This window comes from Lysobacter niastensis (assembly GCF_015453285.1).
GTDB lineage: Bacteria > Pseudomonadota > Gammaproteobacteria > Xanthomonadales > Xanthomonadaceae > Lysobacter_J > Lysobacter_J niastensis.
Map to the genome: position 1 here is coordinate 105,285 of NZ_JADLZT010000003.1, position 12,849 is coordinate 118,133.

Sequence of the window (12,849 nt, forward strand, 5' to 3'; positions counted from 1 at the left end):
GATACAGGAGCAGTCCCTGCGGCACGCTACTTGCGTGCGACTGTTTTCCCCGGCTTCAGCCCGCCATCGATTCGGGATGTCGCACCTGGCCATCGCCCCGGACGACGAATCGTTCGATGGTCAGCGACTCCGCCCCCATCGGTCCGTACGCGTGCAGGCGCGTGGTCGAAATGCCGATCTCCGCTCCCAGCCCGAGCTGCCCGCCGTCGTTGAAGCGTGACGACGCATTCACCATCACCGCCGAGCTTCGCGTTCCCGCGATGAAGGCGTCGGACGCCGCGGCGTCCTCGGTCGCGATCACCTCGGTGTGGTCGGAACCGTAGCGCTGGATGTGCGCGAGCGCCTCGGCAAGGCTGTCGACCACGCGAACGGCCAGGATCAGGTCGAGGAACTCCGCGGCGTAATCAGCCTCCTCGGCCGGACGCACCGCATCGCCCCAGGTGCGCGTGCGCGCGCAGCCTCGCACCTCAACGCCGCGGTTCGCCAGCACCTCCAGTGCCAGCGGCATGAACACGGGCACGATGTCGCGATGCACCAGCAGGGTCTCGAGCGCGTTGCAGACGCCTGGCCGCGAGGCCTTGCCATCGACCAGCAGGTCGAGCGCCTTCACCGGATCGGCGGCGGCATCGACATAGAGGTGGCAGACGCCCTTGTAGTGCTTGATGACCGGCACGCGCGCATGTTCGGCGACGAACCGGATCAGTCCCTCGCCACCGCGCGGGATCGCGAGGTCGACCAGGCCGGTGAGCTGCAGCAGCTCCAGCACGTGCTCACGCGAGGCGTCGGCCACCAGCGATACCGCCGCTTCGGGAAGGCCATGCTCGCGCAATGCCGCATGCAGGCAGGCTGCGATGGCGGCGTTGCTAGCCCGCGCCTCCGAACCGCCCCGCAGCACGACGGCGTTGCCGGCCTTCACGCACAGTGCGGCGGCATCGGCCGTCACGTTGGGCCGGGCCTCGTAGATCATCGCGATCAGGCCCAGCGGCACGCGCTGGCGCTCGATCACGATGCCATTGGGCCGCCGGTCTCGACGCGTCACCTCGCCCAGCGGATCAGGCTGCGCGGCAACCTCTTCCAGTGCGACGGCCATCGACTCCAGGCGGGCGGCATCCAGCATCAGGCGGTCCAGCTGTGCCGGCGCGAGCCCGGCCTCGCGCGCCCGGGCCATGTCCCCGGCATTGGCAGCCAGCACCGCTGCGCCCTGCTGGCGCAGTTGCGCGGCCATGCCTTCGATCAGTTGTCGCCGCTCCTGTGGCTCCAGCGCCGCGATTGCGCGCTGCGCCTCGCGGGCGCGCTCTGCCAGTTCACGTACATAGCCACGGACATCCGAGCTCATTCCGCCTCCGCTGCCAGCAGTACCAGGTCGTCGCGGTGGACCACCGCCTCACCGTAACGGAACCCGAGCACGGCTTCGATGTCGCGGCTGTGGCGCCCGGCGATCCGTTGGATCTCCCCCGCACTGTACTGCGCCAGTCCGCGCGCGGACGGTGCGGCATCGGGATGCCCGGCGATCTCGATCACGTCGCCACGACGGAACCCCCCATGGACCGAGGTCACTCCGCCGGGCAACAGCGACGCACCCCGGCGGTGCAAGGCCTCGGCGGCGCCTCCATCGATGCACAGGCGGCCGGACGCCGGCGCGTGCCGCAACCACTGCTTGCGCGCGCGCAGGCGATCGCCCTGCCCCGACACCAGCGTGCCGTGCAGGCGTCCCTCGGCGAGGGCCTCGACCACGCCCACGTCGCGCCCGCAGAACAGCGCCGTGGCGATGCCGGCGGCAGCAGCCTTCGCCGCCGCCTCGAGCTTGGTGCGCATGCCGCCGGTCCCCAGCACGCCCGCCCCGCCGGCGGCATCGAGCAGCTCGGGCGTGACCCGCTCGGCATACGTGATCGGCCGCGCCGATGGGTCGCGCTGCGGATGCGCGCTGTACAGGCCGCCGATGTCGGTGGCGATCAGCAGCAGGTCGGCATCGACCAGCGAGGCCACGGCGGCAGCGAGGTTGTCGTTGTCTCCGAGCTTGAGCTCGTCGACGGCGACGGTGTCGTTCTCGTTGATGATGGGCAGCGTGCCCAGCCGCAGCAGCTCGCGCAGGCTGGCGCGGGCGTTGAGGTAACGGCGGCGGTGGCGCAGGTCGTCGTGCGTCAGCAGCACCTGGGCCACCGGGCGCTCGCTCAACTGCTGCCAGAACGCGATCAGCGAGGCCTGCCCGAGTGCCGCCAGGGCCTGCCGAAGCACGAGACCATCGCCACCGGAGGCAACACGCGCGCGTCCGGCTGCGACCGCGCCGGAGGACACCAGCACCACCTCGCGGCCCTGGGAATGGCTGTGTGCGATGAAGCGCGCCAGCCCCGCGGCATGGCGTGCATCGAGTCCCGGATGGGGATGATCGCCGAAGCCGGCCAGCAGGCTGCTGCCGACTTTCAGCACCGCGCGTTGCCAGCGCGGCAGGGGTTGCGCCGGGAAGTCTCGATCGATCGAACTTCCCGGCGCGCTCATTGCAGCGCGTCCAGGCGTTGCTGCAGTTCGGCCAGCCTCAGGTCGGCGGCGGAACCGGGTGAAGTGCGTGCCGCCAGGCTGGCTTCGGGATCACCCTGCGCCCAGCGCGCCGGGTCGGCCGCCTGGCGATACGCCTCGCGGAACGGCAGTCCCTGCCGCGCCAGGTCGACCGCGAGGTCGGTGGCGTACATCGACGGGTCGAGCGCGGCGCGCATCGCCTCGGTCTTCCACTCCAGGTTGCGCAGCAGGTCCGGCAGCAGCTCCAGGGCACCCAGGCCGCGACCGAAGGCGTGGAAGATCGCGCCCTTGGAGAACTGCAGGTCGCGGTGGTAGCCCGACGGCAGCGACAGCAACTGCTCGATCTCGGTGCGCGCAGCGGCCGCAGCCGAATAGCTGGCGCGCATCAGTTCGATCACGTCGGGATTGCGCTTGTTCGGCATGATCGAACTGCCGGTGGTGTACTGCGACGGCAGCGCGACGAAGCCGAACTCGGCGCTGGTGAACAGGCTCAGGTCCCAGGCCAGGCGGCGCAGGTCGAGCAGCGCCGAAGACAGCGCTTCGATGGCCGCCATCTCGAACTTGCCGCGCGACAGCTGCGCGTAGGCTGCCGACACCTGCATACGGCCGAAACCGAGCGCCGACGTCGTGTGCTCGCGCGCCAGCGGCAGGTTCACGCCGTAACCGGCGGCACTGCCGAGCGGATTGGCGTCGACCCAGCCCAGCGTCTGCTGCGCACGTTGTGCGTCATCGATGAAGCCCTCTGCCCACGCCGCCCACCACATGCCCAGCGACGACACCACCGCACGCTGCAGATGGGTATAGCCGGGCAGCGGCATCGCGCCTTCCACGCCGGCACGTGCCAGCGCGACCTGCGCGCTTTCGCGGCAGACCGCGGCGAGCCGCGCGAGCCGATCTTTCAGCCACAGGCGCGTGGCGACCAGGATCTGGTCGTTGCGGCTGCGGCCGGTATGGATCTTCTTGCCGGCATCGCCCAGGCGTTCGACCAGGCGCACTTCAATGGCCGAGTGGCCGTCCTCGTACTGTTCGTCGAGCACGAAGCGCCCGGCCTTGAAGTCCTCGGCCAGCGCGGTCAGTTCGCGCTCCAGTCCGGCCAGTTCATCGGCATCGAGGATGCCGATCTGCTGCAGGCCCTGCGCATGCGCGCGGCTGGCATCGATGTCGAACAGGAAAAACTCACGGTCGAGGATCACGTCCTCGCCGGCCAGGAACTGCTGGATGCGTGCATCGACCTGGACACCGGGCTTCTGCCAAAGCAGCTGGCTCATGCGTTGTGCTCCGCGGCGGGAATGCCCGCCATTTCATCAAACCCGAAGGCGAGATTGAGGTTCTGCAGGGCCTGCGTCGCCGCGCCCTTGAGCAGGTTGTCTTCGGTGGCGACCACGACCAGGCGACGCCCATCCGGCGACAGCGTGAAGCCGCCCAGCTCGACGTGGTGCCGGCCAGCGATGCGGCTGACCCACGGCGCTTCGTCCTGCACGTCCACCAGCGGTTCGCCGGCGTAGCGCGTGCGGTAGCGGCCGACGATGGCCTCGCGATCGAACGCCTGCGACAGCGGCAGGTTGGCGGTAATCGTCAATCCGCGGAAGTGCGGCGCGACGTGCGGCAGGAACTGCACCTCGTGGCCGAGTTGGCGCGTGACCTCGCGCTCGTGCACGTGGTTGGTCAGCGCGTACGGCATCAGGTTGTCGCGCAGCTTGTCGGGGTTGTTCTTGTCCGAGGGCGAAGTGCCTGCGCCGGAATAGCCCGACACGCCGAAGCACTGCACCGGCCCGTCCAGCGCGTCGAGCATCGGCGACACCGCCAGCTGCATCGCCGTGGCGTAGCAGCCGGGATTGCTGATGCGCTTCTGGCCTGAGTACTGCTTGCGAGTGAGCTCCGGCAGGCCGTAATACCAGCCGTTGTCGAAGCGGTAGTCGGCCGACAGGTCGATGATCACTGGATCGGCACCCGCGGCATCGAACGCCGCCACGCACGCCGCCGCCTTGCCGTTCGGCAGCGCGAGCACGACGGCATCGGCGCCGAGGCCCGGAAGTTCCTCGTGACTGGGCGAGGAATAGCGCAGCTCGCTACCGATGCGATCGGCGAACTCCGGGAACTGATCGGCCACGCGCTGGCCGACCAGCTCGCGCGACGACACGAATGCCAGTTCGAACTCCGGGTGCCCGGCGATCAGCCGGATCAGCTCCGCGCCGACGTAGCCGCGCGCGCCGACGATGCCTACCGACTTAGCCATGACCGTTATCTCCCTGGTCCAGGCGATAGCGGAGGTTGGCCTTCACTGCCGGCCACTCCGGCTGGATGATCGAGAACACCACGGTATCGCGCAGGCTGCCGTCCGGCATCCGCATGTGGCTGCGCAGCACGCCGTCCTGCTTGGCGCCCAGGCGCGCGATCGCCGCACGCGACTGCTGGTTGAACCAGTTCGTACGGAACTCCACGGCGATGCACTGCCATTCCTCGAAGGCGTGGCGCAGCAGCAACCACTTGCACTCGGTGTTGACCGCGGTGCGCTGCACGCGCTGCGAATACCAGGTGTAGCCGATCTCGACGCGGCGGTGGTCGTGATCCACATTGCAGAACGTGGTCTGCCCGACCACCTCGCCGCTGTCGCGCAGCGTCACGACGAACGGCAGAAAAGTGCGAAGCTCGCGCCGCTTCAGCATCAGCGCGACATGCTCGTCGATGGCTTCTGGCTTCGGCACGCTGGTGTACCACAGCTTCCACAGCTCGCCGTCGGCGGCCGCCGCGGCGAGTGCCGTCGCATGGCCGGCCCCCATCGGTTCCAGCCGCACGTGACGGCCTTCCAGCACGACAGGATCGAGGAACGCCGCGCTCATGCCGCGTCCACCAGGGTCGGTCGCCGCGTGGCGCAATGATCCACGCACCAGGCAATCTGTTCGAAGCCTTCCAGGCCGTACCAGAACACCTTCCACTTCTCCTGCTTGATGCAACCGTCGGATTCGGCGTAGTAGAACGGATTGACCGCATTGCCGTGGCGCGAACGCCAGAACAGCGTCGGATTCTGCTCTCGCATCACCTGCCACACCGCGCGGCCGAGGCCCTCGCCCTGCGCTTCGTCGAGCACGGCGAACTTGTCGAGGTAGGTCAGGCCATCCTCGCGCGTCAGGATCACCGCGGCCCGGTAGTTCTCGCTGACGTAGGCGCGGTGCAGCTTCGTGCGCTCGAAGTAATCGGGCAGCAGGCGGCGACCGAAGGCGGATTCGATCAGCTCTCGCAGGCGCGGCAGGTCCAGCTCGTCCCACTCGCTGACCTGCAACACGCGCTCGCCGCGCCGCACCAGCGTGCCCGAACCCTTGTGGGTGAACAGTTCCTTGGCCAGCTCGGAAGGCTTGGTGATCGACACCGACGAGGTCAGCGGCAGCTTGTCGAGCAGGTCCTTGATCTGCTCGATCTTCACGCGCATGCCGCCGTTGATCCACGACTGCGCCATCAGGTGTTCGTACTCGGTCGACAGGTTGATCGAGTCGATGACCTTGCCGGCATCGTCGAGCAGGCCGCCGGTGCCGGTCAGGAACACGATTTTGTACGGCTGCAGCACCTGCACCAGTTCGTTGGCGGCGAAGTCGGCGTTGACGTTGAGGATCTGCCCGCTCGCGGTCTCGCCAAGACTGGCGATGACCGGGATCGAACCGGCCTTCAGGCTGGCCTCGATCGGCGCCAGGTTGACGCGCTTGACCTCGCCGACCAGGCCATAGGTGTTCTGGTCGAGGTATTCGGACTCGAACACACCCGACACGATCGAAGTCGCGCGCGCATCGAACGCCTGCAGCGCCTCGACCAGCTTGAGGTTCTGTGTCTGGAACACGCGGCGCACGATGGCGAGCGCTTCCGGCGACGTGACGCGCAGGCCGTTGACGGTCTTCTTCTCGATGCCGGCGGCCGACAGCTCCGTGTCGAGCTGCGGGCCCGCGCCATGGATGACGATCGGGGTCAGGCCGACGTCCTGCAGGAACGCCAGCGAAGAGGTCAGCGCCTCGAGATCGTCGCGCAGCACGGCGCCACCGACCTTGACCACGGCGAAGCGCTTGGCGTCGAGCTGGGAGAACCGCTTGAGGTACTGCGAGATTTCCTTCGCGCTGGCCATGCTCGAAAGCAGGCGCACGATGGTCTGGCGGGTTTGGAGATCGTGGGTGTCGTTCATCTTTTTTGCGTTGCTGTTGTCTGTTCGCGTACTGGCTTCGGGTCGGCGGGCGCCGCTGCGCGGTGCCCTCAGGGTCTAGCGCCAGATCCCCGCCTCGCCGCTTCGCGTCGAGGCCGCCCCCTTGACTCAAGGGGGCTCCCAAAGCTCATGGTTCCCGAATCACTTGAAGGCTCATGGATTCTCGAGGATGCGGATGACGGAATCGGTGTACTGGCGAAGCTGCTGCAACTCCACCCATTCGTCGGCGGTGTGGGCCTGGGCGATGTCGCCGGGGCCGTAGACAATCGCGGTCAGGCCGGCGGCGGAGAACAGCGAAGCCTCGGTCCAGAAATCGACCGCATTGCCGATCGGCAACTGCAGCGCGTCGGCGAGATCGCGCGCCTCAAGACGGCGATGCTCGGCATCGGCAACGTCGCCGGATGGCAGCGACGGGCCACGGAAGGTTTCCTCGTAGCGCTCGATCGCACCGGCCTCCACCAGCGTGCCGAAGTGCTCGTGCAACGCGTCGATCGACATCGACGGCAGCGGCCGGAAGCCGAAACGCATTTCGGCGCTCGGCGCGATCATGTTCGCCTTGATGCCGCCTTCGACCCGGCCGATGTTGAAGCGCAGGCCGGTGAGACCGCCGAAGCGCTGGTGCGCCTGGCTCTCGACGAAATCCAGCGCGCGGCCACCCCAGCGGATCGACTGGTGCAGGGCGCTGGCCTGCATGGCGTTGGCGCCCGAGGCGTGACCGGCCATGCCGCGGAACTTCAGCAGCACCGAGCTGATGCCGCGATGCGCCAGCACCGCCTCGCAACGGGTTGGCTCGGCCACGATCGCTTCCTCGAACGCGGGCGCCGTCGCCAGGAATCCGGCGATGCAGCGTGGATCGTTGGCTTCCTCGTCGGTGCTGAACAGGAACGCGGCATCGCCCTTGGTGACCGACGCGGCGGTCAGCAGGCCGGCGGCGGCGCCCTTGATGTCGCAGGCACCCAGGCCGATGGCGCGATCTTCGGTCACGCGCAGCCGATGCGGATCCGCGCTCCACGCCTCCGACGACGGCACCGTGTCCAGGTGCACGTTGAACAGCCGGCGCGGATTGCCGCGCACGGCCAGCATCGACACCGCGCCATCGCCGTAGTCGGTCACCTCGATGTTGAAGTCCGCCAACTGCGAGCGCAGGTAGTCGAAGATGCCGCCGGTACCGATGGCACGCGGCGGATTGCGGGTGTCGAACGACACCAGCGCTTCGAGATGCTTGAGCGTCTTGGCGAGCACGTCAGCCCTTCCCGGCGCCACGATTGACCTCGGCCCACAGGGTACTGCTCATGCCGAACAGCTTGATGAATCCTTCGGCCTCGGCCACGCCCCAATCGGCCGCCTGCGCGTAGGTCGCGCCCTTGGCGTTGAGGATGTGCCTGGACTCTATCGCCACCGCGGTCACCGTGCCGCCCTGCGTCTCCAGCGTCACTTCGCCGTTGACGGTGGACTGCGTCGACTGCAGGAAGGCCTCCAGGTCGGTCTTGAGCGGATCGTGGAAGAAGCCCTCATAGACCAGCTCCACCCACTTGCGCGCCACGTCCGGCTTGAAGCGGTTCTGCTGCTTGCTCAGCACCGCCTCTTCGAGCGCGCGGTGCGCGGCAAGCAGCGCAGTCAGGCCCGGCGCTTCGAAGATGATGCGGCCCTTCAGGCCGATGGTGGTGTCGCCGGTGTAGATGCCGCGACCGACACCGTACTGGCCGAACAGGCCATTGAGCCTGGCGAGCATCGCGCGGCCGGCGATCTTCTGGCCATCCAGCGTCACCGCCTCGCCGTTCACGAAGCCGATCTTCACGCGCAGCGGCTGCGCCGGCCATTCGCTACGCGGCTTGCACCAGCCCACCGCGCCTTCGCCCGGTGCCTGCCAGCGGTCGATCTCGCCGCCGGACATGGTCAGGCCGAGCAGGTTCTCGTTGATGGTGTAGGCCTTCTGCTTGGCGCGCACGCCGAAGCCACGGTCTTCCAGGTACTTCTGCTCATAGGCGCGGACTTCGGTGTGCTCCTTCTGGATCTCGCGGATCGGGGCCACGATCTCGTAGTCGCCGAGCGCCTTCACCGCCAGGTCGAAGCGCACCTGGTCGTTGCCCATGCCGGTGCAGCCGTGCGCGATCGCCTTCGTGCCGAGCTCATCGCAGCGCTTGAGTGCGGCATCGACGATCAGGTAACGGTCGGACACCAGCAGCGGGTACTGCGACTGGTAGCCCTCGCCCGCCCACACGAACGGCTTGACGAAGCCCTCCCAGATCGCCGGGCCGCCATCGACGGTCACGTGCGAAGCCACGCCCAGTTCCGCCGCGCGCTGTTCGATGAAAGCACGCTCCTCGGCGTCGACGCCGCCGGTGTCGGCGAACACGGTGTGCACGTTCCAGCCGCGCTCCTTCAGGTAAGGCACGCAGAAGCTGGTGTCGAGGCCGCCGGAGAAGGCGAGGACGATGTCTTTGCTCATGATGGGTTCTCGGTTCTTTGTTCTTTGCTCCCTCCGCCGCTTTGCGGAAGAGGGTTTGGATGGGGGCGACGGGTGTGCGGCGACTTGCGCTCACCCCAAACCTCTCCCGTTCGCGGGAGGGGCTATGTCGTTACTTGCCGATCACCGCGGCCATGATCGCCTTCTGCACATGCAGGCGGTTCTCGGCTTCGTTGATCGCGATGCATTGCGGCGAATCCATCACCGCATCAGTGGCCTTGACGTTGCGGCGCAGCGGCAGGCAATGCGAGAACACGCCGTGGTTGGTCAGCGCCATCTTGGCTTCGTCGACGATGAAGTGCTTGTACTGGTCGCGGATGGGCTTTTCTGGTTCCCAGTTGCCGAAGTACGGCAGCGCGCCCCAGCTCTTCGCGTAGACGACATCGGCACCGCGGTAGGCGCTCTCGATGTCGTGACTGACGCTGAGCGAGCCACCGCTCTCGGCGACGTTCTGCTCGGCCCAGCCCATGTAGCGCTCGTCCAGGATGTACTCGGGCGTCGGGCACAGCAGCGTCACGTCCATGCCCATGCGCGTGGCGATAGTCAGTGCCGAGTTGGCCACGGCGGTGTTGAGCGGCTTGGGGTGATAGGTCCAGGTCAGCACGTACTTCTTGCCGCGCAGATCGGAGGTGCCGAAGTGCTCCTGCAGCGCGAGGATGTGCGCCAGCTCCTGGCACGGATGGGTGATCGTCTCCATGTTGATCACCGGCACCGGCGAGTACTTCGCGAAGCTGTTCAGGACGATGTCCTGGCGGTCGTACTGCCAGTCGACGAACTTCGGGAACGCGCGCACGCCGATCAGGTCGACGTAACGGCCCAGCACCCTGGCGACCTCGGCGATGTGCTCCTCGGTCTCGCCGTCCATGACCGTGCCGAGGTTGAACTCGATCGGCCACGCGTCCTTGCCCGGCTGCAGCACGACGGCGTGGCCGCCGAGCTGGAACGCGCCCAGTTCGAAACTGGTACGCGTGCGCATCGACGGATTGAAGAACACCAGCGCGATCGACTTGCCCTTGAGCTGGTCGCCGAGCTTGCTGCGCTTGAAGGCGCTGGCCTGGGCCAGCAGCGCGTCGAGGTCGGTGCGCGACCAGTCCTGGGTGTTGAGGAAATGCTTGAGGGTCATCGAGTGCGTTCCGTGTCTGAGGGGACAGTCGTTGCGCGGGCCCGAAAAGCAAAAAGCCCAGCGCTTAGGCTGGGCTTTTCTGTGTCACTTCGCCGTTACGAATGTTGGCGTGTGCAACCGTTACCCAGCTGGATGGCAGGGAAACGGTCGACGCGCGCGCGAGGTCATGCCCGCCGCCATGTAGGCGGAGGTCAGGATGTCGGCGTCGGCGTAGTGGGCGTTCATCAGGGCGCGAATGCTCGCATGCACCCGCCGCAGGCGCAAGCCCGAGAGGCCTGAGCAGGCATCAACGGCTGCGGGCCGGTGCCACCACCGGCGTCACCGAAACCCGGATCCGGAGGCGGTTACCGGGGTCTTCAGGCAGGCGGGAGCGGAACTTGGAGCCCTTGTAGACGTAGTCCACGTCATAGGCGATGGGACGGCGGAACTCACGCTCCACCGTCACCGGCTTGCAGTTCGCCGCGGCCGAGCCCTTGCCGTCCTTCTCGCCCTTGTCCTCGCGCGTCAGCGCGTCCTTGACCTTGCCGACCACCCGCGACAGGCGCGAATCCTCGTCGCCTTCGCACTGCTGCTCGACGCTGCTGGCGCGCAGGGTCTGGTAGACCGGGGTGACCCGCAGCACCTGGGCGTAATCGAAACGGACGTTCTCGGCCTGGATGACCGTGTTCTGCGCCACCGCGGCACTGACCCACAGGGCGAGCGTCAGGGTCGGCAGCAGCAGAAAAAATCGGTTCATCAGGCTCGCGGGGTCAGCTTTGTTCAGAAAGTGTAATGGCTGTCATGACTTAGGGCCTGAACCCCGGTTCAAGGACCCGGCGGCACGCACCTGCCGACGGCCCGGCAGGCCCGCATTTCGCAATCGCTCCGGGCCGTAGGGCCTGTTGACGCCATGGGGATAGGCCGCGTTGCACCTCAGGGGCCGCCAGGTGGTGTTGCGCGCCGCAGCGGCTTGCTGATTGCAAGCTCAAGGCACGCGACGCCGCATGGCGGCCCCTGAGGTGCAACCCGGAGGGCCGGCGCGGCCTGTCCCCCATAGCGTTAACAGGCCCTAGAATGGCCGCCATTCCCAGCGGTGCCCCCATGAGCCTGCAACTCTTCAACAGCCTGACGCGTCGGGTCGAGCCGTTCGTGCCGCTCGATCCCGCCCGCCCGACCATGTACGTGTGCGGGCCGACCGTCTACAACTATGCCCATATCGGCAATGCCCGCGGGCCGGTCGTGTTCGACGTGCTGGCACGATTGCTGCGCCGACGCTTCGGCGACCTGGCTTACGCCCGCAACATCACCGACGTCGACGACAAGATCAATACCGCCGCCAAGGAACAGGGCGTGCCGATCTCGACGATCACCGACCGCTTCGCCGCGATCTATCGCGAGGACATGGCCGCGCTGGGCGTGCAGCCGCCGGACCTGGAGCCCGAGGCCACCCGCCACATCGGCCAGATCATCGCCATGATCGAACGCCTGATCGAGGCCGGCCATGCCTACGCCGCCGAAGGCCATGCCCTGTTCTCGGTTGCCAGCTTTGCCGAATACGGCAAGCTCTCGCGCCGCGATCCCGAGGAACTGCTGGCCGGTGCGCGCGTCGACGTGGCGCCCTATAAGCGCGACCCGGGCGATTTCGTGCTGTGGAAGCCCTCGACCGACGACCTGCCGGGCTGGGACTCGCCCTGGGGCCGTGGCCGTCCGGGCTGGCACATCGAATGCTCGGCGATGGCGGCCACGCACCTCGGCGAAACCATCGACATCCATGCCGGTGGCGTCGACCTGCAGTTCCCGCACCACGAGAACGAGCTCGCACAGAGCGAATGCGCCCACGGCGGCAAGCCGTTCGCCCGTTTCTGGCTGCACAACGGCATGCTCAATTTCGCCGGCGCCAAGATGGCCAAGTCGGTGGGCAACATCCAGCGGGTGCACGAGCTGATCCAGCACCACCCGCACGAGGCGCTGCGCTACGCCCTGCTCTCCGCCCACTATCGCCAGCCGCTGGACTGGTCGGACGGCCTGATCGAACAGTGCGTGCGCACGCTGGACCGCCTGTACGGCACCTTGCGCGACCTGGCCGATGTCGCCGTCGTGACGGACCTTGCCGATCCTGCCATTCCGGCATCGATCGAGACCGCGCTGAACGACGACCTCAACACGCCCCAGGCGCTGGCCGAGCTGTCCCGCATCGCCGGCGATGCGCGCAAGGCCGAGACGGACGCGGACAAGTCGCGCCTGAAGGGTGAACTGCTCGGTGCCGGCCTGGCGCTGGGCCTGCTGCAGCAGGAGCCGGCGGCGTGGTTTGCGCGCGGCGCCTCCGCGGAGGACGACGTCCGCATCCAGGCGCTGATCGACGAGCGTATCGCGGCCAAGAGGGCTCGCGACTTCGCCCGTGCGGACGCCATCCGCGACCAGCTCGCCAGCGAAGGCATCGTGCTCGAGGACACGCCGCAGGGCGTGCGCTGGAAGCGGGGTTGATGGCCTGCTGTCGCGGCTTCCGCCGCGACAGCCACGCCGAGGTCGCGGTTGAAGTCGCTCCTGCAACGCACCAGGTCATCCGCGATCAAGGTCCGTCGA

The 12,849-nt window shown here is 67.7% G+C and carries 11 protein-coding genes; 1 reads left to right on the plus strand and 10 read right to left on the minus strand.

What is annotated here, in order from left to right:
• Nucleotides 1-55: 55 nt before the first annotated feature.
• From IU514_RS05550 to IU514_RS05595, 10 genes are all read right to left on the minus strand, one after another.
• Nucleotides 56-1,336 (minus strand): glutamate-5-semialdehyde dehydrogenase, encoded by a 1,281-nt coding sequence (locus IU514_RS05550; RefSeq protein ID WP_194930110.1) that lies wholly within the window; start codon nucleotides 1,334-1,336, stop codon nucleotides 56-58.
• Nucleotides 1,333-2,496: a glutamate 5-kinase gene (gene proB, locus IU514_RS05555; protein ID WP_194930111.1), complete on the minus strand. Its 1,164-nt coding sequence runs from the start codon at nucleotides 2,494-2,496 to the stop codon at nucleotides 1,333-1,335. The genes IU514_RS05550 and proB overlap by 4 nt, the downstream gene beginning before the upstream one ends.
• The gene (argH, locus tag IU514_RS05560; protein ID WP_194930112.1) at nucleotides 2,493-3,782 is read right to left on the minus strand and encodes an argininosuccinate lyase; all 1,290 of its coding nucleotides are present in this window, start codon (nucleotides 3,780-3,782) and stop codon (nucleotides 2,493-2,495) included. Before argH ends, proB begins: the two co-directional genes overlap by 4 nt.
• Nucleotides 3,779-4,759, minus strand: coding sequence for an N-acetyl-gamma-glutamyl-phosphate reductase (gene argC / locus IU514_RS05565; protein WP_194930464.1), 981 nt, complete (start codon nucleotides 4,757-4,759; stop codon nucleotides 3,779-3,781). The genes argH and argC overlap by 4 nt, the downstream gene beginning before the upstream one ends.
• Nucleotides 4,743-5,354, minus strand: coding sequence for a GNAT family N-acetyltransferase (locus IU514_RS05570; protein ID WP_194930113.1), 612 nt, complete (start codon nucleotides 5,352-5,354; stop codon nucleotides 4,743-4,745). Before IU514_RS05570 ends, argC begins: the two co-directional genes overlap by 17 nt.
• Nucleotides 5,351-6,679 (minus strand): acetylglutamate kinase, encoded by a 1,329-nt coding sequence (locus IU514_RS05575; protein WP_194930114.1) that lies wholly within the window; start codon nucleotides 6,677-6,679, stop codon nucleotides 5,351-5,353. The genes IU514_RS05570 and IU514_RS05575 overlap by 4 nt, the downstream gene beginning before the upstream one ends.
• Before the next feature lie 171 nt (nucleotides 6,680-6,850).
• On the minus strand, nucleotides 6,851-7,939 hold the full coding sequence (locus IU514_RS05580) for an acetylornithine deacetylase (RefSeq protein ID WP_194930115.1): 1,089 nt from the start codon (nucleotides 7,937-7,939) through the stop codon (nucleotides 6,851-6,853).
• A 1-nt stretch (nucleotide 7,940) separates the two neighbouring features.
• Nucleotides 7,941-9,149: an argininosuccinate synthase gene (locus tag IU514_RS05585; protein WP_194930465.1), complete on the minus strand. Its 1,209-nt coding sequence runs from the start codon at nucleotides 9,147-9,149 to the stop codon at nucleotides 7,941-7,943.
• 127 nt (nucleotides 9,150-9,276) lie between these two features.
• Nucleotides 9,277-10,287 (minus strand): N-acetylornithine carbamoyltransferase, encoded by a 1,011-nt coding sequence (locus IU514_RS05590; protein WP_194930116.1) that lies wholly within the window; start codon nucleotides 10,285-10,287, stop codon nucleotides 9,277-9,279.
• Between the two features lie 286 nt (nucleotides 10,288-10,573).
• Entirely contained in the window at nucleotides 10,574-11,023 is a 450-nt protein-coding gene (locus IU514_RS05595) for a hypothetical protein (RefSeq protein WP_194930117.1), read from the minus strand.
• Nucleotides 11,024-11,367: 344 nt separating this feature from the next.
• Between IU514_RS05595 and cysS the strand changes: the two genes are divergently transcribed.
• Nucleotides 11,368-12,750, plus strand: coding sequence for a cysteine--tRNA ligase (cysS, locus tag IU514_RS05600; protein WP_194930118.1), 1,383 nt, complete (start codon nucleotides 11,368-11,370; stop codon nucleotides 12,748-12,750).
• Nucleotides 12,751-12,849 lie beyond the last annotated feature (99 nt).